Raw genomic sequence first — 22,079 nt, 5'->3', positions numbered from 1 at the left:
ATTGCCATGAACAGCTTCGTGACACGGGCCGCCGCGACGGCCGTGATCCTTGGCATCGCCGCGCCGGCGATGGCCACCGAATGGAACGCCTCGGTCTGGGGCAAGCGCCGCGAATTCACCGAGCACATCGAGAAGATCGCCGAGCTGGTGAGCGAGAAGACCGGCGGCGACTTCACCATCAACATCAGCTACGGCGGCCTGTCGAAGCCGACCGAGAACCTCGACGGGATCTCGATCGGGGCCTTCGAGATGGCGCAGATCTGCGCCGGCTACCACGAGGACAAGAACCCGACGCTGACCGCGGCCGAGTTGCCGTTCCTGGGCGTCAAGAACCTGCGCGAGGAAGTGGCGGTGAGCGACGCGCTCTATGCCCACCCGGCGGTCAAGAAGGACCTCGAGCGCTGGAACGCGCAGCTGCTGATGTCCTCGCCGATGCCGCAGTACAACCTCGTCGGCCGCGGCGATCCGCGTGCCACGGTGGACAGCTTCAACGGGATGCGCGTGCGCGCGACCGGCGGCCTGGGCGATGCCTTCAAGGCGGTCGGCGCGGTGCCGACCTCGGTCGCCTCGAACGAGGCCTACAACGCGATGGAATCCGGCGTCGTGGACACGGTGGCCTTCGCGCCCCACGCCCACCTGTCGTTCCGCACCATCGACCAGGCCAACTGGTGGACCGAGAACCTGAACCCCGGCACCGTGAACTGCCCGGTGGTGGTCAACATCGACGCCTACAACGCACTGACCGATGCCGAGCGCGAGGCGCTGGAAGGCTCGATCGACGAGTTGATCGATTACTACATCGAGACCTACGGCAAGCTGATGGACCGCTGGGAAGGCGTCCTGTCCGAGAAGAACATCCAGAAGGTGGACTTCACCGACGAGGAGCTGACCAAGTTCCGCGACGCCACCAAGGGCATCCAGGACGAGTGGATCGCCAAGATGGACTCGCAGGGGATCCCGGGCAGGAGCTGCTCGACACGATCAACGCGGCGCTGGAAGAGGCGCGCAAGACCAACTGACGCAAACCGGCCCCGGCGGCACTTTCGCCGGGGCCTTTCGTGATCTCGCGGGCGGCGGGGGCGAAACCGTCCCTCCGCCCGTCCGTTTCAAGGTATCGGGGGACATCGCATGGCCGGGTCGCTATCCGTGCTGTCGGACGAAAGCCTGCTCAGCAGGATCGACCGGCGGTTCTACGTTCTGGAAAAGGCCATGGCCTTCGTGGCCGGGTTCTCGGTGCTGGGGCTGATGTTCCTCGCCGTGATCTCGGTGGGGGGCGCAACCTCTTCAACGCGCCGCTGCCGGGCTATGTCGACTGGATGGAACTCACCATGCCGTTGATCGCCTTCCTCGGCATCTCCTACGCGATGCGTGACGGCGGGCACATCCGGATGGACATCCTGATTGGCCAGTTGAAAGGCCGTGGCCTGTGGCTGGCGGAATTCGTCACCACGCTGGTCACGCTGGCGCTGATCCTGCTGCTGATCTGGGGCAGCTACGCGCATTTCGACCGCAGCTTCGACTGCACCCGCCCGCTCTGCAGCGCCGACAGCACGATCGACATCGGCATGCCGCTCTGGCCCGCCAAGGTCGTGGTGCCGGTCTGCTTCTCTGTGCTGGCGCTGCGTCTCGTGCTGCAGCTCTGGGGCTACGCCCGCGCCTTCTTCGAGAATTCCGAGGCGCCGATCGCCGTGCCGCTGGTCAAGAGCGCGGCGGAACTGGCCGCGGAAGAGGCGGAACACGTGCAGGGCGCAGATGACGGGGAGACGACCCGATGACCCCGATCGAGATCGGTCTCTGGACCACCGGCTTTCTCTTCATCCTCGTCCTGCTGGGCATGCGCGTGGCCTTTGCCGCAGGCATTGCCGGGCTGGTGGGGCTCGTCTGGATCTTCTGGGCCAAGTTCGGCTATGAGCCCGACCGCTTCATGCAGGCGATGACCGTCGCGGTGAAGACCGCGGGGCAGGTGCCGCATTCCAAGGTGGCGAGCCAGGAGCTCTCGCTGATCCCGACCTTCATCCTGATCGGCTATCTCGCCTATTACGCCGGTCTGACCACCGCGCTCTTCGACGCGGCCAAGAAATGGGTCGGCTGGCTGCCGGGCGGCATGGCGGTCTCGACCGTCTTTGCCACCGCGGGCTTTGCCGCCGTGTCCGGCGCATCGGTCGCGACCTCGGCGGTCTTTGCCCGGATCGCGATCCCCGAGATGCTCAAGGTCGGCTACGACAAGAAGTTCGCCGCCGGCGTCGTGGCGGCGGGCGGCACGCTCGCCTCGCTGATCCCGCCCTCGGCGATCCTGGTGATCTACGCGATCATCGTGGAGCAGGACGTGGGCAAGCTGCTGCTGGCGGGCTTCATCCCCGGCGCGTTCTCGGCCGTGGTCTATGCCGCGCTGATCGTGACACTGGCGCTGACGCTGCCGAACTTCGGCCCGCCGGTGCGCGGCTTCACCTGGGGCGAGCGGCTCAAGTCGTTGCCGCCGGCGCTGCCGATCTTCTTCGTGATCTTCATCATCATCCTCTTCGTCTACAACCCCTTCGGCGGCGATCCCTTCGGCACCCCGACCGAGGGCGGTGCGCTCGGCGCGGCGGTGGTCTTTGTCATGGCGCTGATCCACGGGATGAAATGGGCCCAGCTCAAGGACGCGCTGCTGGAGACGGCCAAGCTCGCCACCATGATCTTCACGATCATCTGGGGCGTGCTGATCTATGTCCGCTTCCTGGGCTTTGCCGACCTTCCGGGCGCGTTTTCGGACTGGATCACCTCGCTCGAGCATTCGCCGATGATCACGCTGATCATGATCCTGCTGGCCTACGCGGTGCTGGGCATGTTCATGGACGCGATCGGGATGCTGCTGCTGACCCTGCCGGTGGTCTACCCGGCGGTGATGGCGCTGAACGGGGGCGAGTTCGTGTCGGCCGCCGACAGCGCCTTTGGCATGTCCGGCCCGATGTGCGCGATCTGGTTCGGGATCCTCGTGGTGAAGATGGCCGAGTTCTGCCTCATCACCCCGCCGATCGGGCTGAACTGCTTCGTGGTGGCGGGCGTGCGCCCCGACATCTCGGTGCAGGACGTGTTCCGAGGCGTGACCCCGTTCTTCATCGCCGACGGGATCACCATCGCGCTCCTGGTGGCCTTCCCGCAGATCGTGCTCTGGCTGCCGTCGCTGGCCTGACGCGTCGGCGGGCCAGGCGGTCAGGTGTGACCGGGCGTCTTGGGATCTGTTCCGATCCTTTCGCGAAGTTCGCGCAGCTTGTTGTTGATGAGGGGGCCATTGGGCCGTTGCAAGGCTGCGGCGCTCATTAGGCTTAGGGCGAGCGCATCTAAGCCTTGTCGTTCTGCGAGTAGCGCAGTGTCGCGCAACGTATCCGCCGATGTGGCCTCGGTCAGTTGGCGGATCACGTCGAGCAAAGCCTCGATCGCGCCGGTCGCGGCCTCTTCAGACCAGTTTGCTAAGGCGGTCTCTGGATAGCTGGCGAAATCGTCGTCAAAGATGTCGTCGCCGCCAATGGCACCCATTCTTGCGTTGAGCGCGACATTGCCCGAGCGGTATCTTGCATAGAATGCCATGGCTTCGTGCCTGCCGGGTGTCATTCGGGCGTCGTCTGGCAGGACGGCGCTGACAAGACGGTGCAGGTCAGCAGGCATGTCTTTCGCGTTCATCAGGTGACCGACGCGCGTCTTTGTCAGGCCTTGAGATTGATTTCGCTGTTCGGCCGGGATCAAGCCATTCGGTTCGATGTCGATGGCGTTCAGGAAATCAGTCCAGGCGTCTCCAGCGATTAGGCGATTTCTTTCGAAAACCCGGATCTCCACATTCTCGTCGCCGAAGACGTTCATCCAGTTTCCGATCCGGCGGCCGTAGTCAAGATAATGATCCATCATCGGATGTTCCGGCAAAGGGGCTAGGCCATTGCCGAACACGTCCCTCTCGGCTTTGCGGAGCGGTTTGGAACCTTCCTGATGGTGTGAGACCGCGTGGGAATCCTGACGTCGAAGGTAAGTCAGGATCCTGACCCGTCGGAAATGCTTGCGAAGGTGCCGCGCAAGTTCACGGATTTCTTTCTCGTCAAAGAAGAATGAGAAGTTTTCGGACGACATCAGGACGCGGTCGGTCGGAGCAGCGTGCAGGATCCGGGAAAGTTCTTCGGGTGCCGCCAGCCGATGCCCGCGCATCATGCTCTCGCCCGAGACGCGGCCCAGAAGGTGATGGACCTGTGGACGGTTCCCGGCCGTCACATAGGAAAGGCCTCTTGCCTCTAGAGCGGCGCGGTTCTGAGACAGCGCATGCTGGATTGTGGTCGTGCCGGTCTTGTGCGCGCCAATGTGCAAGATCAGATCGGACTTCATTTTGTGCCTTGTCGCGTCAAACCTTTTGCCTCGTCTATAGGCGTCACCTGTTTTGGAGGCAAACGTGTCGCGCCTGGCGGCGCGATGCCTCTGGCGGGAGTTTACCGGGCAAGATGAAGCGGATCAGCGGCGGCGGCGGACGGTGGGGACGCGGGTGTGGCTGATCTGGTACTCGGCGACCGGGTGGGGCGGGCGGCCGTGGGTGCGGTCCCAGAAGGCCGGGCCGCCGAGGCGGCGGAAGAGCGGCAGCGCCAGGAGCACGCCGGTCACGAAGCCGCCCGCATGGGCCCAGTGCGCCACGCCGCCGGCATCCGGATCTGCGCCGAGGCCGCCGATGACCTGCAACCCGAACCACAGGCCAAGCATCACCCAGGCCGGGATCGGCACGATCTTGAAAAAGATGATCAGGATGAAGAGGACATCGACCCGCGCCCGGGGAAAGAGCAGCAGGTAGCCCCCCATCACCCCCGCGATCGCTCCCGAGGCGCCGACCATCGGCACCATGGAATAGGGCGCCGAGAGGTACTGGACCATCGCGGCCCCGAGCCCAGACAGCAGGTAGAAGCCGAGGTAGGGCAGGTGCCCCATCTCGTCCTCGAGGTTGTCGCCGAAGATCCACAGGAACAGCATGTTGAAGGCGATGTGCAGGAAGCCGCCGTGCATGAACATCGAGGTCAGCAGCGTCCAGAGCCCGTCGAACTGCGAGATCCGGGCCGGGATCATCGCCCATTCGCCGTAGTAGCTGTTGATCCCCTCGACGCTCGCCTGCAGCGGCAGCGCCAGCAGGAACACCGCCACGTTCAGCACGATCAGCGCGTAGGTGACATAGGGCACACGGCCCGAGGGGTTGTGATCGCGCAGCGGGAACATGGCCCGACGCTAAGGCAATGCCCTGCGGCGTCAAGCCATGTCCCCGCGGACACTCCGTTGCCGATCAGGCCATGCCGCCGAGCAGTGCCGCGTTGCCGCCTGCCGCCGTGGTGTCGACGCAGAGATGGCGTTCGTGCAGCACGTGGCCCGCATCCGGCATCCCGGTGACCAGCGGGACGAGCGGGCCGCCCCGGGCGGCCAGCGCCCGGTCGAGGGTGCGGGCGGTTTCGGCGTCGCCCCACCATAGCACGGTGGACAGGGCGGGCGCGTCGGTCAGGGCCTGGGGGTCCGCCGTTCCGGTTGCGCGCCATGCCGTGCCGCCAAGCGCCTCGACCGCGGCGGCCTGGGCGGCAACCGTTTCGGCACCGGGGCCGAGGCAGAGGACGGCCGGACGGGCCAGGGTGGTCAGCACGTTGCTTTCGCCGGTCGGGCCCGGCAGCGTGAGGCGGTTCACCGGCGTCTCAGGCGTGTCCGGGCGAGATGTCAGCGGGGCGGGGGCGGTGGAGCCCCACTCGCCTGTCTTGTCCGCCGCGTGGCGCTGGAAACGCGACAGGTAGTGCGGCCCGCCCGCCTTGGGCCCGGTGCCCGACAGCCCCTCGCCGCCGAAGGGCTGGGAGCCGACGATGGCGCCGATCTGGTTGCGGTTCACGTAGGTGTTGCCGACCCGGATGCGCTCGGCCACGTGCTGCACCCGGTCGTCGATCCGGGTCTGCAGCCCGAATGTCAGGCCGAAGCCCGTCGCGTTAACCGCGTCGATCACCGCGTCCAGGTCCCGCGCCTTGAAGGTGGCGACATGCAGGATCGGGCCAAAGACCTCGCGTTCCAGGTCGGCAATGCCGGCCACGCGGATCATGGCCGGGCCGATGAAACTGCCGGTTTCGGGCACGGCCACCTGGTGCATCAGCCGTCCGTCCGCGCGGGCCGCGGCGACATGGGCGGCGATGTCGGCCTGCGCCTCGGCATCGATCACCGGGCCGAGGTCGGAGGACAGCTGCCAGGGATCGCCCGGCACCAGCGCGTCCATCGCGCCGCGCAGCATGGTCAGGACGGTGCCCGCGACCTCCTCTTGCACGTAGAGGCAGCGCAGGGCGGAGCAGCGTTGGCCGGCGGACTGGAAGGCGCTTTCGATCACCGCCTGCACTGCCTGTTCCGGCAGCGCGGTGCTGTCGACGATCATCGCGTTCAGCCCGCCAGTTTCGGCGATCAGTGGTGCGCCGGGCGCGAGGTGTTCGGCCATCGCGCGGCGGATCAGCCGGGCGGTGTCGGTCGAGCCGGTGAAGGCCACGCCGCCGACCCGCGGGTCCGAGGTCAGCGCCGCGCCCACGCCGCCGTCGCCCGGCAGCAGTTGCAGCGCGGTGGCGGGCACCCCGGCCTCATGCAGCAGGCGGACGGCGATGTCGGCCACGATGGGCGTCTGTTCCGCCGGTTTCGCCAGCACCGCGTTGCCCGCCGCCAGCGCCGCCGCGGCCTGACCCGAGAAGATCGCCAGCGGGAAGTTCCACGGCGAGATGCAGGTGAAGGTGCCGACAGCCTCGCCCGTGGGGGCGTTGGCACCGTAGTAACGCAGGAAATCGACGGCCTCGCGGATCTCGGCCACGGCATCGGGCAGGGTCTTGCCGGCCTCGCGGGCGAGGGCCGCGAAGATCTCGCCGTACTGCGCCTCGAAAAGGTCGGCGGCGCGGGCCAGCACGGCGCCGCGTTCGGCGGGCGTCGCATCCCATGGCCGCGCGGCGGCCAGCGCGGCCTCGACCACTTCAGGCGTGGCCCATGTCACCGCGCCGACGGCGGCGCCGGTGGCGGGCGCGGTCACCGGACGCTCTGCGCCGCCCGCGACGTCGGACGCGATGCGCGGCCCGACATGCCAGTGGCGGTCGCGGAACGGAGCGCGGGCCGCCTTGATCGCGGCGAGGGTGGGCGCATGGTGCAGGTCCCAGCCGCGGGAGTTCGGCCGCTCGGGCGCGAAGAGCCCCGGCCCGGTCCGCAGCGCGGGGCGACGGTCTTCCAGCGCTTCGAAGGGATCGCGCACGACTTCCTCGGGCGGGATCTCCTCATTCACGATGCGGTTCACGAAGGACGAGTTGGCGCCGTTCTCGAGCAGCCGACGGACGAGGTAGGCCAGCAGGTCGCGGTGCGCGCCGACGGGGGCGTAAATGCGGTGGCTGGTGCCGTGCGCCGTGTGGATGTTGTCATGCAGGGCCTCGCCCATGCCATGCAGACGCTGGAACTCCCACGCGCCGCGGGGCAGTTCCTCGGCCATGTGCAGAACGGCGGACATGGTCAGTGCGTTGTGGGTGGCAAATTGCGGGTAGATCCGGTCGGTCATCCCCAGGAGCTTCCGCGCGTTGGCGAGGTAGGAGATGTCGGTCTCGTGCTTGGAGGTGAAGACCGGGAACCCGTCGAGCCCCTGCACCTGCGCGCGCTTGACCTCGGTGTCCCAGTAGGCACCCTTGACCAGCCGCACCGTGATCCGGCGGTCGAGGCGGGCGGCAAGTTGGTGGAGCCAGTCGATGGCATATCCCGCGCGCGGGCCATAGGCCTGCACCACCACGCCGAACCCGTCCCAGCCGGCGAGCGAGGGGTCGGAGAGCACCTTTTCGATTATGTCGAGCGACAGCGACAGGCGATCGGCCTCTTCGGCGTCAATGTTCAACCCCATGGCGGCCGATTTCGCCTCTTGCGCAAGTTGCAGCAGGCGGGGCGCCAGCACCTCCATCACCGCCTCTGCGCGCGAGACCTCGTAACGCGGGTAGAGCGCCGAGAGCTTGACCGAGATGCCGGGATTGCGCCGGATGTCCGCGGACTTGCAGCCCTGCGCAATGGCGGCGATGGCATCGGAATAGCTCTGCAGGTAGCGCAGCGCGTCCGGCTCGGTCCGCGCGGCCTCGCCCAGCATGTCGTAGGAATAGGTGTAGCCCTTCGCCTCCATCCCCGCGGCGCGGGCCATGGCGGAGCGGATGTCCTCGCCCAGCACGAACTGGCGGCCCATCACCTTCATCGCCTGGCCGACGGCGCGGCGGATCACCGGTTCCCCGAGGCGGCGGATCGCGCCACGCAGGTGGCCGGCGGGCCCGGGGGGCACGTCGCGCAGCACCCGCCCGGTCAGCATCAGGCCCCAGGTCGAGGCATTGACCAGCGGAGACGAGGAATGCCCGAGGTGCCTGGCCCAGTCGGACGGGGCGATCTTGTCCTCGATCAGCGCGTCGATCGTGTCGGCGTCGGGCACGCGCAGCAGCGCCTCGGCCAGGCACATCAGCGCCACGCCTTCCTCGGTCGAAAGGCCGTATTCGGCCAGGAAGGTCTCCATCAGCCCGGGCTTGCTGTCGGCCCTCAGCGCCTTGACCATCTCGACCGCGCGGGCGCCGATGATGGCCCGGTCGGCGGGCGACAGGTCGGCCTCGGCCACGAGGCGCGGCAGAATCTCGGGGCCCGCGTGGATCGCGGCGTCAAGCCGGGCGCGGAGGTCGTCGGAACGGGGGCTGAGCGGGGCCTGCATCGGGTGACTCCTTTTCTTTGCCGCAGGATATCAGCTATCAGGAAGGACGATGGCCCGTTGACGGGCAATTTCCACGCCATTCGCGTCTCATTTTCGAGGTTTCCATGTCGATTGACCCGCAGATGCCCGCAAACCTGGACCGGTTCGACCGCGCGATCCTGTCGGTCCTCGCGTCCGAGGGCCGGTTGCCGGTCGCCGACCTTGCCCGCCGCATCGGGCTGTCGAAATCGCCGACGCAGGCGCGGCTCAAGCGGCTCGAGGCCGAGGGGGTGATCACCGGCTACCGCGCGCAGATCGACCCGATCCGCCTCGGCCTCGACCACGTGGCCTTTGTCGAGGTGCGGCTGCGCGATACGGGGAAAAATCGCTGGCCGCCTTTAACGCCGGTGTCCTGCGCATCCCCGAGATCGAGCAGGCGCACATGATCGCGGGCAATTTCGACTACCTCCTCAAGGTGCGCACGCGGAACATGGCCGATTACCGGCGCGTCCTGGCCGAGGATATCTCGGCCCTGCCGCATGTCGCGGGCACCTCGACCTTCGTCGCCATGCAGGCCGTCAAGGACGAGGCGGTGGCGACATTGTGAACGCCGCCACCGCCGCGAAGGTTGATTTATCCTGACGTTACGGCAGCATGGGGCATGCGCCTCACCTTCGCCTCCCTCTGCCTCGCCGTGCTGGCAACCCCGCTCCCGGCGGCGGACTGCCCGCCGGGGACGGATCATTCCGACCGGATTGCGGCGCTCTTGTCCGAGGTCCGCGCCGCCGAGACCGAGGCCGAGGCGCGCCGACTGACCAACGCCATGTGGGCGATCTGGGCCGAGGCGCCGGACGAGGCCGCCCAGGCCGTGCTGGACCGCGGGATGGAAAAACGCGCGGCCTTCGACCTGCTGGGGGCCATCGCGGAGTTCGACATCCTCGTCGATTACTGCCCCGACTACGCCGAGGGGTACAACCAGCGCGCCTTTGCCCATTTCATCCGCGGCGACTATCCCGCCGCCCTGACCGACCTCGACCGGGCGCTGGCCCGAGATCCGAACCACGTCGCGGCCATGGCGGGCCGGGCGCTGACGCTGATGGGCCTTGGCCGGACCGAGGAAGGGCAGGCGGCCCTGCGCGCCGCGCTGGCGCTGCACCCCTGGTTGCCTGAACGCCGCATGTTGACCGAGGCGGGCACGGACCTCTGATCCTCCCTTCCGCCCGCCGGGCGCTTCGACTAACGTCGCGCCGGCCTGCCCGCGTGGTGGAATGGTAGACACAGGGGACTTAGAATCCCTAGGCTTATGCCGTGCCGGTTCGAGTCCGGCCGCGGGTACCAGATTTACGGGCGTCCGGGTGCAGCCGGGCGCCCGTTTCCGTTTTCCCGAGGATCAGCCAGACGCATGGTCCGTGGTCCAACGCGAGGCTACGCCGCAGGCGATGAACGCGCGCCGCGCGCGGCCGAAATCATTGTGCCCGAGATGATGCCGTAGGCCTTGATCCAGGCCGCCTCGGCCTCGGCGTCGAAGGCGGGGCCGCCGAACCGGCGCAGGGTCTTGATCAGGACCTGGCCGACGGTGTCGTAATGCGCGGCCTCGGCGCCGAACTCCACGTGGCGGCGGCCCAGCTGTTCGACCAGCGGCACCAGCGTGGCGAAATCGTCGATCGTGTCGACCACGGTGGCGAGCGTGTCCATCAGCTTGCGCGCCTGCAGGCGCTGGCTGGTGCGGAAGAGCGGCCGCAGCTGCGGGGCCGCCTCGAACAGCATGTCATAGAAGGCCTCACCGGCGGCGTCCGCCTGTGCGGCGACGGTGAGCCAGCTCTTGCGGAGGATGGCGATTTCAGAGGGGGTCAGCACGGCGATCTCCTGTGTGGGCGCGTAAGCGGGGCGGGGTCAGAACCATTCGAATTCCTCGTCCGCGTCGGGGGCGGGCGCGGCACTGCCGGCGGGCGGCGCGGTGCCGGAGGCGGTCGCCGGCGGGCAGATCCGGTCATGGACCGCACGCTCTTCGGGGACGGAGTAGCTGTCGCGCAGCACGGCGGCCGCGGCCACGGCATCGGGGTCATGGGCCAGCATGGCCAGGTCGTGATCTCCCAGCGTCGCGGCAAGCCGCTTGCCCAGTGTCCGGATCCGTTCGGCGGCCCGGACCTGCGACCGCATCCCGACGGCGCAGCGGTCGAAATCCTGCGCGGCGCGTGGCCCGGCCTCAAGCAGCCGGTTCAGATCGCTTCGCAACCCGTCCGACAGGCTCAGCGCATCGTTCAGCGCCCCGAGCTTGGCCGACAGCGACTCGAGCTCGCTGCTCATGTCGCCCTCGTCCGACCGGCGCAGGGCGGTGGCGGTGCTGCGGATCAGGTCGAGGTCGCGCAGCACCTCGCGCTGGCAGGCGGAACAGGCGGCCGTCATGTCCGAGAAATTCATCGCGACCACGTGCATTGCACCGCGCAGCCCCTCGGACCGCATGCTCCGCAGCAGCACGTTGTAGCTGGCCAGCTGCATCTCGGTGTCGACGTCGCGTAGCACCGACACCGCCTTCTGCATCGCGGCGATCGTGCGGTGCAGGCCGCCGAATTCCCGGTCGAGCATCCGGCGCTGGATCTGGACCGAGTACAGCACGGCCAGCCCGGCGCCGCAGTGTTCGCGCAACTCGGACAGGAGCGCGCCGGTGCTCTCCGTCTCGCTCCCCGCGGCAAGCTCCGTCGCCGCCATCACCTGCTGCGCATCGCGCGAAATGCCTTCCAGCCCGCTGTGCAGCCGCGTCAGTTCCGTCCTGAGCGCGGTGCCGGCGCTGTCCAGCTGCTCGGCGACGATCAGCAGGACGAGATCGCGGGCCGCGGGCGCCTCGGGCAGGGTGGACAGCGCGGCCTCGAGATGCTCCAGCCGCTGCCGGAAACTGTCGCCGACCTGCAGCGCCGAAATACCTGTCGTAATGCGCTGCGAGGCGCGCGTCACGACCCGGGCACTCCGGGTGGACACCCGGGTGGAATTGGCAAGGCTCGTCTCGAACTCGGCGATCATCCGGGCCAGCGCGTCCGCCATGGTCTGCACCCGGCGCAGGTGCCCCGAGACAAAGAGGTTCTGGCTCTCCTCTATGCGGCGGGATTTCTCAAGCAGGCTGCCGTGGTGGTCCAGCAGGCTGGCATAGGCCTCGCGCGCGCGCAGCGCGAGGATCCGCAACTGGTCCGTGAACCGGACGGAACTGCCGGCGCGGATCTCGACGATCCGGGCGGTGCTGATCGAGCATTCGATGGTCTTCACCACGTCGGCGAGGTCGACAAGGGTGCGCCGGGCGGTGCCAAGGGCCTTCTGGATTGCGCGCAGGGACTCGATCTCGCGCGCCTGAACCTCGGTCACGGTGGCGATCCGCGCGGCAAGATCGCGGACCGCGTCGAGCGTGTTGCGCGCCTCGAGCGTCTCGAGGCCGGCGGTGTAGGCGTCAAGGGTGCGGGCCAGCCCGAGGAACTGGTCCCCGCCCTCCGACAAGGCGGTGGCCGCGTCGGTAAAGGCATCCTCGACACCGCCGCGCACCTCGCCGATGGCCGGCAGGAACGCCGCGGTCAGGATGCGGTCCGGCCCGCGGGGGACGGCCCCGGCGTCGGGGCGTCGCCCGTCTCTGCCTCTGGCTTGGGTCGGTGGCCCACGATGCTTCCCGGTCCGCGGATTGGTCTGCGCGATCCCTCGCAACATCGCGTTAACATGAGGTTTCGTGCCGGGCGGATTTCGCGCCACGCCGGGCGGCCGCGTTCAACGACCCGTTAAAGCGAATCGGAGTAGCGACGCTGCCGACGGAGGATGCGATGCAGGACTGGCTGGCAGATATCGACATGGGCGTGGCGCAGGCAGAGGAGGCACGGACGCGACTGATGCAGGCGCTCGACGACGGGGCCGAGGTGATCTGCCTTGCGCCCGATGCGACGCTCGACACGGCGGGCGCGCAACTGCTGCTGGCCGCGGTGCAAACCGCACGGTCGCGCGGGCGGACCATCAGGGTGTCGATCCCGGAAACCGCCCCGGCGGCCGCGACCTGGATCGCGCTGGCGCTTGATCGCGGGGCGATCACCCCGGCGGCGGCGGACGCGCCATGACGGGGGGCAACGCATGAGCAGGACGGTCCTCGTCGTCGACGATTCCCCCTCGGTCCGGCGGCTCATCTGTTCGACCCTGCGCACCGCCGGGTTCGAGACGGTCGAGGCGTCGGATGGCCAGAACGCGCTCGACGTCGCGACGCGGGTCCGGCCGGCGGCGGTGATCACCGACCAGAACATGCCTGTGCTGGACGGGATCGGGTTCATCAAGGCGTTTCGCGCCCGGCCGGAAAGCGCCGGGGTGCCGGTGATCTTCCTGTCGACCGAGAACCGCGATGACGTCAAGCAGCGCGCCCGCGACGCGGGCGCCATCGGCTGGATGACCAAGCCGTTCGACGACCAGAAACTGCTGGCGGTGATCTCGAAGGTGGTGGGCAGATGACCGACGACGACTCTCTCGCGATGTTCCGGTTCGAGGCGCGGCAACTGGCCGAAAGCCTCGAGGCCGGGCTGCTCGACCTGCGCGCCCGCCCGACCGACATGGTGCTGATCGACGGGGTGTTCCGTGACCTGCACACGCTCAAGGGCTCTGGCGGGATGTTCGGCCAGGCCGAGATGGCGCGCTTCCTGCATGATTTCGAAACCACCTTCGAAGCGGTGCGCGAAGGCAGCATCGCGGTCAGCGACGACCTGATCGCGCTGTCGCTGAAGGCGCGCGATCACGTGCTGTCCCTCCTCGACGGCAGGCCGTCCGAGCCGGGCAATGACCTGCTCGAGGCGCTGCGCAAACTGGTCGAGGGCAATGGCGGCACCGGCGGGCCAGGGCAGGGCGATGGCGCCGACGATCCGCGCTGGCGCCTGCGATTCCGCCTTGCGCCCGACACGCTGTCCCTCGGCGGCCGGCCGGAGGTCGTGCTCGACGACCTGCGCGGCCTTGGCGCCACGGGGATCCGGCCCGACCTCGCCGACCTGCCGCCGCTGGAAGAGATGGCGCCAGATCGCCTCTACCTCGGCTGGGAGGCCGAGCTGCCCGGCACCGTGGAGGAGGCCGCGATCCGCGAGGTGTTCCTGTTCCACGAGGCGGGGCTGACGCTCGAACTTTCCAGGACCGAACCCGTCGCGATCGAAGTGGCCGAGGCCCCCGAAACACCCGATCCGGCCGAGCCGTCCCCGGCCGCCGCCGAGGCGACGATGATGCGGGTGTCGGCCGAACGGCTGGACGACATGATGGACCGGGTGGGCGAACTGGTGATCGCCGAGGCGCGGCTGGCCGAACTGGCGTCGCGCTCGGGCGACCCGCAACTTGTCGCCGTGGCCGAGGAGATCCAGCGCCTCGCCACCGGGATGCGCGAGACGACGATGTCGATCCGGATGACCCCCATCGGGTCGATCACCGGGCGGTTCCGGCGGCTGGTGCATGACCTGAACCAGAGCCTGGGCAAGGCAATCGACCTGCGCATCGACGGGCAGGAGACCGAACTCGACAAGACCGTCATCGAACTGCTGGCCGATCCACTCCTGCACCTGATCCGCAACGCCGCCGACCACGGGATCGAGGCGGCCGAGACGCGCCGGTCGATGGGCAAGCCGGAGACCGGGACGATCCGTCTGCAGGCCCGCTATTCCGGGACCGAGGTGGTGATCGCCCTATCGGACGATGGCCACGGCCTCGACCGGGCGCGGATCAAGGCGCGGGCGGTCGAACGCGGCCTGCTGCCGTCCGAGGCCGACCCCGAGGACGGAGAGCTCTTTCGCCTGATCTTCGAGCCGGGATTCTCAACCGCCGCCGCGGTGACGGAACTGTCCGGCCGCGGCGTGGGGATGGACGTGGTGAAACGCACCATCGACCAGCTCCGGGGCACCATCGAGGTCGAGAGCGAGCCGGGCCACGGCACCGAGATCCGGATGCGCCTGCCGCTGACGCTGGCGATCATCGACGGGTTGCTGGTCGAGGTGGCGGGCGAACGCTATACGATCCCGCTGGCGGCTGTGGAGCACATCATAGAATTGCCCGAGGACCGGGCGCGGAGCGACGGCACCACCCGGTTCCTGCAGATCCGCGACCAGCTCGTCCCGTTCCTCAGGATGCGCGACCTCTTCGACAGTCGCGGCGATCCTGGGCCCTACCAGAAGGTGGTCGTCGTCACCTCGGGCGAGCTCAGGGTGGGGCTGACCGTCGACCGGATTATCGGGTCCAGCCAGACGGTCATCAAGCAGCTCTCGCCCTTGCACGCCGCGCTCAAGACCTTTTCGGGCGCGACCATCCTCGGCGACGGCACCGTGGCGCTGATCCTCGACGTGCCGCAGCTTGTCGCCTTTGGCCAGAGCCTCGACACGCGGGAGGTCGCCTGATGCGCGCGGTCCAGTCCCAGGCGGAACCGGCCCGCCGCGCCGGGTTCAACGGCACTGTCGTCACCCTTCGCATTGGCGGTGAGCTGCTGGCGATCCCCAGCGGCATCCTGCGCGAGATCCTCGAACTCGGCGCCGTGACCCGGGTGCCGAACGCACCGCACTTCGCCACCGGCATCATCAACGTGCGCGGCGCGGTCGTGCCGCTGGCCGACCTGCGCATCCCGCTGCGGATGGCGCAGCGCCCGCCGGACGAGGACACGCGCGTGCTGGTCCTGGAACTGGCGCTGAACGGCGTGCCCTCGATCGTCGGCATCCTGGCCGAGAAGGTGCACGAGGTGACGACCATCGCCGAATCCGCGCTCGACGAGGTGCCCAGCGTCGGCACCACCTGGCCGCCGCGCTTCGTCCAGGCGATCGGGCGGCGCGACGACCGCTTCTTCATCCTCCCCGACCTCGACGCGATCTTCGCCGCACACCTCGCCGCGGATGTCGGCGCCCCGGCCCTCGCATGACAAGGAACTCCGGCATGAGACTGACCCTGAAACTGAAACTCTCGATCACCCTGATCCTGCTGGTGGCGGCCTCCGCCGGGGCGAGCCTCCTGGCGCTGGACCGCCTGGCGGGGATGCAAACGCGGATGGACGACGTGGTGAACGTCCAGGCCGAACGCATCCGCCTGACCGAGGAACTGGGCAAGGAACAGCTGCGGCTGCAGCGCGACGTGCGCGAATACATCCTGTCCGAGACCGCGACCGTGAAGCGCGAGCTGCACGATTCCATGAACGAGGCGCAGACCTACCACGACCACAACTATGACGCCCTGCGCAAGATCGCGAGCACCGAGGGGGCGGCCCAGCTCGACAGCTACCAAACCATCCTCACCCGGATCGAGACCTCGAACCGCACGGCGATGGACCTGGCCGACCAGGGCAACCCGCTGCAGGCCTTTCGCATCGTGAACGGAGAGGGCCGGTCGGCCTGGCGCGACATGGAGGCCTCGCTGAAGCAGATCCTCGACGCCAACCGCGACAGCCTCGCGCTGGCGGCCGAGGGCGCGGCGGCCAACTACCGCGCGGCGCGCACGCTGACGCTGGCGCTGATGGCCGCCATCGCGGTGATCAGCGCGGTCGCCGGGGTCTGGATCGTGCTGTCGATCTCGAAGGGCCTGCAACGGGCGATCGGCCTTTCCCGCAAGGTGGCCGAGGGTGACCTGACCGAAACCGCCGCGCTCAAGGGCAACGACGAGATCTCGGACCTGCTCGGCTCGATGAACGAGATGACACTGCGCCTGCGCAAGGTGGTGGGCGAGGTGACGAGCGGCTCGGCCCAGGTGGCGTCGGGCTCGGCCGAGATGGCCTCCACCGCCGAGCAACTGAGCCAGGGCGCGACGGAACAGGCCTCTTCCACCGAGGAGGCGTCGAGCTCGGTCGAGGAGATGACGGCGAGCATCCGGCAGACCGCCGACAACGCCACCCAGACCGAGGAGATGGCGCGCAAGTCCGCCGCCGACGCGCGCGAGAGCGGTCGCGCGGTGTCCGAGGCGGTGGAGGCGATGAAGACCATCGCCGAGAAGATCATGGTGGTGCAGGAGATCGCCCGCCAGACCGACCTGCTGGCCCTGAACGCTGCGGTCGAGGCCGCGCGGGCGGGCGAGCATGGCCGCGGCTTTGCCGTCGTCGCCTCGGAGGTGCGCAAGCTTGCCGAACGCAGCCAGTCCGCGGCGGGCGAGATATCGACCCTGTCCGGCAACACCGTGCGGGCGGCTGAGGATGCGGGCAAGATGCTCGAGGGGCTGGTGCCCGACATCGAACAGACCTCGGCGCTGGTCAGCCAGATCAGTTCGGCCAGCCAGGAGCTTGCCTCGGGCGCGACGCAGGTGAACCTGGCGATCCAGCAGCTCGACAAGGTCACCCAGGAAAACACCTCCGCCTCGGAAGAGATGTCGGCCACCGCCGAGGAACTGTCGGCCCAGGCCGAGAGCCTGCGCGCCGCCATCGGGTTCTTCCGCACCGACGAAAGCGCGCAGGCGGAGGCACAGCGCCGGCCCGCCGCGGGCAAACCGGCTGGGGCCAAGAGGAAGAAGCCCCTGGCCGGCGGTGGCTTCGACTTCGACCTGGGCGCGGGTGAAGACGATCTCGACGCCGATTTCATGCGGCAGGCCGAGCGCTCCGGCGGACGCGCCGCCCCGGCCGCCTGAGGGCCCCGCGGCATGGAGAGCGTCGGCACAGTCGTCACCTGCTCGGTCGCCGGGTCGCTGTTCGCGGTCGAGGTGAAACCGGTGCGCGAGATCATGTCGTCGCGTCCCGCCGCGCGGCTGCCGAATGCGCCGGCGCACCTGCTGGGGCTGATCGACGTGCGTGGCGCCTCGGTCGCGCTGGTCGACCTGCGCCGCATCCTCGGAGAGCCCTGGCGCGACGATGACGAGGATACGCGCATCATCCTGTTGACCATCGACGGCGGCAGGCGCAGCCACCTCGTGGCGCTGCGCGTCGACCGCGTCATCGAGGTGACCGAGCTGGATGGCGGCGGCCGGATCGCGCCGCTGGACGAGGCCGAGATGCTGGACTGGGACCCGCGGCTGGTCTGCGGTATCGGGCGTCGCGACGATGCCATCGTGACCCTGCTCGAGGTCGGGGCGATCTTCGACCCGGCGGTGATGGAGGCCGCGCGGCGCCGGTCCGCCCCCGCGGCAAACCTGCCGTGCGCGTCCTGAGCGAAAGCCGGCTGCAGCGCCGCTTCCGCGAGGTGATCTTTCGCGAGACCGGGATCAAGATGCCCGAAACGAAAGAGCACCTGATCGCCGCGCGCCTGCGCCGGCGCTTGATCGCGGGCAATTTCCGCGACCTCGACGCCTATCTCGCCTTCCTGTTCGAAGAGGGCGGCCTGCGCGACGAGTGGCCCGACATCCTTGACCTGATCACCACCAACAAGACCGACTTCTTCCGCGAGGCGGCGCATTTCGACATCCTGTCGCAGGGTATCCTGCCGGCTGCCCTGCGCGCCGCGCGGCCCGGTGGCACGGTGCGCTTCCGGTTCTGGAGCGCCGCCGCCTCGACCGGAGCCGAAGCCTATACCGCCGCCATGCTGCTGGCCGATGCGGCGGCGGCGGACGCCCGGCTGGACTGGATGATCCTCGGCACCGACATCTCTCCGGGCGTGGTCGACCAGGCCGGGCGCGCGGTCTATTCCCGCAAGGAGGTCGCGCCCGTCCCGGTCGAGATGCGATCGCGCTACCTCATGTCCGGCCGGCCCGGCCGCGGCACCGCTCAGTTCCGCATCGTGCCCGAACTGCGGCGACGGGTGCGCTTTGCCGAGATGAACCTGATCGATCCACCATACCCCGTCGCCTCGGGGCTCGACGTCATATTCCTGCGCAACGTGCTGATCTATTTCGATCCGGACCAGCAGGCCCGCGTCATCGCAGAGGTCGTGAACCACCTGAAACCGGGCGGTCATTTCTTTGTCGGGCATTCCGAATCCATGGTGGTCGAGGACCCGCGCCTCGACCAGATCGCGCCCGCCGCCTTCCGCCGCAAGGACACCGACAGATGAAACACGGGGCCGGTTCCGAACCCAGGATCCGCGTGCTGATCGTCGATGACAGCGCGTCCGCCCGCGCGGCCCTGCGCCGCCTGCTGTCGGGCGATCCGGCGATCGAGGTCATCGGCGCGGCCGGCGACCCGTTCGAGGCCGCGGGCATGATGCGGACCGATCTGCCGGACGTGATGCTCCTCGACCTCGCGCTGCCGCGGATGGACGGGCTGACCTTCCTGCGCAAGATCATGGCCCAGCACCCGATGCCCGTCGTGGTCTGTTCGAGCCACACCCAGAAGGGGTCAGAGAACGCGCTCCGCGCGCTCGAGTCCGGCGCGGCCGAGGTCATCGCCAAGCCCTCGATGGCGACGGCCGGCGAACGGGAGGAGGCGCAGATCCGGTTGTGCGACGCGGTGCGGGCGGCGGCCTCGACCCGCTCCGGGCGGGCGGCCCGGCCGCCGGTGAAACCGCTCAGCCCCGGGCCGAAGCTGACCGCCGACGTGATCCTGCCGCCGATGCGGCCCGGCACGGTCAAGGGGGTGCCGCACTGTCCGGTGATCGCGATCGGTGCCTCGACCGGCGGCACCGAGGCGCTGCTTGAGGTGCTGCGCGCGATGCCCGCGGGAATGCCGCCCATCGTCATCGTGCAGCACATGCCGGAACGCTTTACCGACACCTTCGCGCGGCGGCTCGACGGGCTCTGCCGGCTGACCGTGACCGAGGCGCAGTCGGGGGACCGGCTCGAACCCGGACGGGTGCTGATCGCGCCGGGCAACCGCCACATGATCGTCCGGCGCGTCGGCGGCGGCTACCGGGTCGAGATCGCCGAAGGGCCCTATGTCGCGCGGCATCGCCCCTCGGTCGACGTGCTCTTCCGCTCGGTGGCGCAGACCGTCGGCAGCGGCGCGCTCGGGGTGCTGATGACCGGGATGGGCGACGACGGCGCCCGCGGCCTGCTGGAGATGCGGCAGGCCGGGGCCGCGACCTTCGTGCAGGACGAGGCGAGCTGCATCGTCTTCGGCATGCCGAAAGAGGCGCTGGCCCTGGGCGCGGCCGACACCACGGTGCCCCTGGGCAAGATCGCCCTCGAGGCGCTGACCTGGGTGCGCGGCCAGGCCCGGGCGTGACCGGCGCGTCCGGGGCACCGGGCCGCCCACATTTCCCTGCCAATCAAAATCACACTACGTTATGAGTTACAGCATACGATTCGAACTTCGTATGGCAAAACAGGGAGGATAAGCCATGATAAGTCGCAGGTTCCTGCTGGGCACGCTTGCGGGCGCTGCCGTGATGGTCGGCGCGGGCGCGCCGGTCGCGGCGCAGGACAAACCCGAACTCACCTTCTCGGCGGTGTTCTCGCAGCAGGACATCCGGGCCGACATGATGGAGATGCTGAAGGAGGACGTGGCCGAGATCGCCACCCTTCAGCCCTACTACGGCGGCACGCTCTTTGCGCAGGGGACCGAGATCACGGCGATCCAGCGCGGCAACCTGAGCATGGGCAACGTCGCGCCGCAGGACATCGCCAAGCAGATCCCGGCGTTCTCGATCCTGACCTCGGCCTACCTGTTCCGGGATGCCGAGCACCTGCAGACCTTCTTCGACAGCGAAGCGGGGCAGGAGATGAAGGCGATGGCCGAGGACCAGCTGGGCATCCACATCCTGGGCCCGACCTACTTCGGCACCCGGCAGGTCGGCCTGCGCGGGGACAAGGCGGTGACCACGCCCGCCGACATGGCCGGGGTCAAGCTGCGGATGCCGGGCGGCGACGCCTGGCAGTTCCTGGGCACGGCGCTTGGCGCGAACCCGACGCCGATGGCCTATGCCGAGGTCTACACCGGCCTGCAGACCGGCGCGATCGACGGGCAGGACAACCCGTATCCGAACGTCGAGAACATGAAGTTCTACGAGGTGATGGACCAGATCGTGCGGACCTCGCACCTGGTGGCCTATGACCTGCTGGTGATCTCGAAACAGGCCTGGGACGCAATGACGCCCGAACAGCAGGAGGCCTTCCAGGCCGCGGCGGACAAGGCCATCGCCTGGAGCGCCGAGCAGCACCTGAACCGCGAGGCGGAGCTAGGCGCGTTCTTCGAAAGCGAGGGGCTCAAGATCTCGACCCCCGACGTCGATGCTTTCCGCCAGCACGCGCAGGAGATGTACCTGAACTCGGACCTGTCCAAGGACTGGCCCGAGGGGATGCTGGACCGCATCAACGGCCTCTGACCGACCCGGACCCGCCCGCGGGCCGGGCGGGTCCACCCCGATCACGTGCAAGACCGCGGCTCCGCCGCTGCGCCAGCCGCCCCGGGCGGCACGGAAGGATACCCCATGCGCAAACCGATCCACATCCTGAACGGGCCCAACCTGAACCGGCTGGGCCAGCGCGAGCCCGAGATCTATGGCAGCACCACGCTGGCCGAGGTCGAGGCGCTCTGCCGCGACGCCGCCGGGCCGGAGGGGATCGTGTTCCGGCAGACGAACTCGGAATCGCAGCTGATCGACTGGGTGCACGCGGCGATCGACGACAGTTCTGCGCTGCTGATCAACCCGGCCGCCTTCACCTTCTACTCGATGGCGGTGATGGACGCGCTCAAGATGTACCCGCACCCGATGATCGAGTTCCACATCTCGAACGTGCACAGGCGCGAGCCGATGTACCACACCTCGCTGGTGTCGCCGGTGGCGACGGCGGTGATGGCGGGCACCGGCGCGCGGGGCTACGCCCACGCGGTGCGGATCCTGCGCGAGATGGTCGAGGATCGCGGCTGAGGCCGCGCCTCAGGCGAACTTCCCGGTGGCCAGCACGTGTTCCATGCCGGCGCGCACATGCGCGCCGAGCAGGGCGACCGCCGCCTCGGTGTCGCGCGCGACGACGAGGTCGCGCAGGCGGCGATGTTCCTCGGCCGCGGGCTTGCCGCGGAAGTCGAGCGCGATGAGGTGGTATCGCATGTAGCGGTCGAAGACGTTGGAATGGGTCGCCATCAGCGCCGGCATGTCGCAGGCCGACACGGTGGCGTGGTGGAAATCCCAGTCGTACTGCACCCATTGCTCGACCGAGGACGGGCTGCCGTCCATCAGCCGCGCCTCGACCGACTGCAGCTTGTGGTGGGCCGAGACGACATGCGCCTCCCAGTCCAGCGAGCCGAGCGCCATCGACCGCCGCAGCGCGTGGCATTCGAGCAGCAGGCGCAATTCGCAGACATCGCGCAGGTCGGCGGCAAAGACCGGCGCGGCCTCGAACCCGCGCTGGCCCTCGGCCACGACGAAGCCCTCGACCACGAGGCGGGCGAGGATCTCGCGCAGGGTGGTGACGCTGACACCATAGCCGTCGCGCAGCCGTTCCAGCCGCAAGCGTTCGCCCGGCGCAAGAACGCCCCGGATGATGTCGAAGCGGACCCGCCGCAGGACACGGTCGCCGACGGATTCGCTGCTGTCGTCAGATGCGAAGTTCTTTTTCTGCATTTTGCGCCACTGGT

18 protein-coding genes, 1 tRNA gene and 3 pseudogenes are annotated in these 22,079 nt (G+C 68.7%); 16 read left to right on the top strand and 6 right to left on the bottom strand.

All coding sequences use genetic code 11. The features are described 5' to 3' along the window. The first annotated feature begins 6 nt into the window (after nucleotides 1–6). The 3 genes and pseudogenes from ACE2AC_RS05715 to ACE2AC_RS05705 all read left to right on the top strand — a co-directional run bounded on the left by ACE2AC_RS05715 (nucleotide 7) and on the right by ACE2AC_RS05705 (nucleotide 3,172). A pseudogene (locus tag ACE2AC_RS05715) lies at nucleotides 7–1,019 on the top strand (C4-dicarboxylate TRAP transporter substrate-binding protein). Nucleotides 1,020–1,128: 109 nt separating this feature from the next. After that, nucleotides 1,129–1,775: pseudogene (locus ACE2AC_RS05710) on the top strand (TRAP transporter small permease). After that, on the top strand, nucleotides 1,772–3,172 hold the full coding sequence (locus ACE2AC_RS05705) for a TRAP transporter large permease (protein WP_375691148.1): 1,401 nt from the start codon (nucleotides 1,772–1,774) through the stop codon (nucleotides 3,170–3,172). The pseudogene ACE2AC_RS05710 and the gene ACE2AC_RS05705 overlap by 4 nt, the downstream one beginning before the upstream one ends. Before the next feature lie 20 nt (nucleotides 3,173–3,192). Here the strand turns inward: ACE2AC_RS05705 and ACE2AC_RS05700 are convergent, their stop codons facing one another. From ACE2AC_RS05700 to putA, 3 genes are all read right to left on the bottom strand, one after another. Then, nucleotides 3,193–4,347: a hypothetical protein gene (locus tag ACE2AC_RS05700; RefSeq protein ID WP_375691147.1), complete on the bottom strand. Its 1,155-nt coding sequence runs from the start codon at nucleotides 4,345–4,347 to the stop codon at nucleotides 3,193–3,195. A 123-nt stretch (nucleotides 4,348–4,470) separates the two neighbouring features. Further along, a complete protein-coding gene (locus ACE2AC_RS05695) occupies nucleotides 4,471–5,217 on the bottom strand; it encodes a rhomboid family intramembrane serine protease (RefSeq protein ID WP_375691146.1) in 747 nt (248 codons plus the stop codon). Between the two features lie 64 nt (nucleotides 5,218–5,281). Next, complete coding sequence (gene putA / locus ACE2AC_RS05690) at nucleotides 5,282–8,710, bottom strand: bifunctional proline dehydrogenase/L-glutamate gamma-semialdehyde dehydrogenase PutA (RefSeq protein ID WP_375691145.1); 3,429 nt, start codon at nucleotides 8,708–8,710, stop codon at nucleotides 5,282–5,284. Nucleotides 8,711–8,832: 122 nt separating this feature from the next. Here putA and ACE2AC_RS05685 point away from each other — a divergent pair. The 3 genes and pseudogenes from ACE2AC_RS05685 to ACE2AC_RS05675 all read left to right on the top strand — a co-directional run bounded on the left by ACE2AC_RS05685 (nucleotide 8,833) and on the right by ACE2AC_RS05675 (nucleotide 10,027). Next, a pseudogene (locus tag ACE2AC_RS05685) lies at nucleotides 8,833–9,296 on the top strand (Lrp/AsnC family transcriptional regulator). Nucleotides 9,297–9,350: 54 nt separating this feature from the next. After that, a complete protein-coding gene (locus tag ACE2AC_RS05680; RefSeq protein ID WP_375691144.1) occupies nucleotides 9,351–9,896 on the top strand; it encodes a tetratricopeptide repeat protein in 546 nt (181 codons plus the stop codon). 47 nt (nucleotides 9,897–9,943) lie between these two features. Further along, nucleotides 9,944–10,027, top strand: a tRNA-Leu gene (locus ACE2AC_RS05675). Between the two features lie 87 nt (nucleotides 10,028–10,114). Here the strand turns inward: ACE2AC_RS05675 and ACE2AC_RS05670 are convergent. Next, a complete protein-coding gene (locus tag ACE2AC_RS05670) occupies nucleotides 10,115–10,546 on the bottom strand; it encodes a globin domain-containing protein (protein ID WP_375691143.1) in 432 nt (143 codons plus the stop codon). Between the two features lie 36 nt (nucleotides 10,547–10,582). Further along, the gene (locus ACE2AC_RS05665; protein ID WP_375691142.1) at nucleotides 10,583–12,376 is read right to left on the bottom strand and encodes a hypothetical protein; all 1,794 of its coding nucleotides are present in this window, start codon (nucleotides 12,374–12,376) and stop codon (nucleotides 10,583–10,585) included. Between the two features lie 110 nt (nucleotides 12,377–12,486). Here ACE2AC_RS05665 and ACE2AC_RS05660 point away from each other — a divergent pair, with 110 nt between their 5' ends. From ACE2AC_RS05660 to ACE2AC_RS05615, 10 genes are all read left to right on the top strand, one after another. Further along, nucleotides 12,487–12,774, top strand: coding sequence for a hypothetical protein (locus ACE2AC_RS05660; protein WP_375691141.1), 288 nt, complete (start codon nucleotides 12,487–12,489; stop codon nucleotides 12,772–12,774). Nucleotides 12,775–12,787: 13 nt separating this feature from the next. Continuing rightward, the gene (locus tag ACE2AC_RS05655; protein ID WP_375691140.1) at nucleotides 12,788–13,156 is read left to right on the top strand and encodes a response regulator; all 369 of its coding nucleotides are present in this window, start codon (nucleotides 12,788–12,790) and stop codon (nucleotides 13,154–13,156) included. Further along, on the top strand, nucleotides 13,153–15,066 hold the full coding sequence (locus ACE2AC_RS05650) for a chemotaxis protein CheA (protein ID WP_375691139.1): 1,914 nt from the start codon (nucleotides 13,153–13,155) through the stop codon (nucleotides 15,064–15,066). Before ACE2AC_RS05655 ends, ACE2AC_RS05650 begins: the two co-directional genes overlap by 4 nt. Beyond that, nucleotides 15,066–15,578, top strand: a complete 513-nt coding sequence (locus ACE2AC_RS05645; protein WP_375691138.1) for a chemotaxis protein CheW — start codon at nucleotides 15,066–15,068, stop codon at nucleotides 15,576–15,578. The genes ACE2AC_RS05650 and ACE2AC_RS05645 overlap by 1 nt, the downstream gene beginning before the upstream one ends. A gap of 14 nt (nucleotides 15,579–15,592) precedes the next feature. Further along, the gene (locus ACE2AC_RS05640; RefSeq protein WP_375691137.1) at nucleotides 15,593–17,263 is read left to right on the top strand and encodes a methyl-accepting chemotaxis protein; all 1,671 of its coding nucleotides are present in this window, start codon (nucleotides 15,593–15,595) and stop codon (nucleotides 17,261–17,263) included. 12 nt (nucleotides 17,264–17,275) lie between these two features. Then, nucleotides 17,276–17,779, top strand: a complete 504-nt coding sequence (locus tag ACE2AC_RS05635; protein ID WP_375691136.1) for a chemotaxis protein CheW — start codon at nucleotides 17,276–17,278, stop codon at nucleotides 17,777–17,779. Then, entirely contained in the window at nucleotides 17,767–18,618 is an 852-nt protein-coding gene (locus ACE2AC_RS05630) for a CheR family methyltransferase (RefSeq protein WP_375691135.1), read from the top strand. The genes ACE2AC_RS05635 and ACE2AC_RS05630 overlap by 13 nt, the downstream gene beginning before the upstream one ends. Then, nucleotides 18,615–19,727 carry a chemotaxis response regulator protein-glutamate methylesterase gene (locus tag ACE2AC_RS05625; RefSeq protein WP_375691134.1) on the top strand — a complete coding sequence of 371 codons (1,113 nt, stop codon included), beginning with the start codon at nucleotides 18,615–18,617 and terminating at the stop codon, nucleotides 19,725–19,727. The genes ACE2AC_RS05630 and ACE2AC_RS05625 overlap by 4 nt, the downstream gene beginning before the upstream one ends. Before the next feature lie 115 nt (nucleotides 19,728–19,842). Beyond that, complete coding sequence (gene dctP / locus ACE2AC_RS05620; protein WP_375691133.1) at nucleotides 19,843–20,826, top strand: TRAP transporter substrate-binding protein DctP; 984 nt, start codon at nucleotides 19,843–19,845, stop codon at nucleotides 20,824–20,826. Nucleotides 20,827–20,931: 105 nt separating this feature from the next. Further along, nucleotides 20,932–21,372: a type II 3-dehydroquinate dehydratase gene (locus ACE2AC_RS05615; protein ID WP_375691132.1), complete on the top strand. Its 441-nt coding sequence runs from the start codon at nucleotides 20,932–20,934 to the stop codon at nucleotides 21,370–21,372. A gap of 9 nt (nucleotides 21,373–21,381) precedes the next feature. Here the strand turns inward: ACE2AC_RS05615 and ACE2AC_RS05610 are convergent, their stop codons facing one another. Beyond that, entirely contained in the window at nucleotides 21,382–22,065 is a 684-nt protein-coding gene (locus tag ACE2AC_RS05610; protein ID WP_375691131.1) for a GntR family transcriptional regulator, read from the bottom strand. Nucleotides 22,066–22,079 lie beyond the last annotated feature (14 nt).

The sequence above is a fragment of the Pseudooceanicola sp. LIPI14-2-Ac024 genome, from assembly GCF_042188925.1.
Taxonomy (GTDB): domain Bacteria; phylum Pseudomonadota; class Alphaproteobacteria; order Rhodobacterales; family Rhodobacteraceae; genus Pseudooceanicola.
The sequence above is the reverse complement of the archived record's forward strand: the minus strand, read 5'-3'. Positions and strand labels throughout refer to the sequence as shown.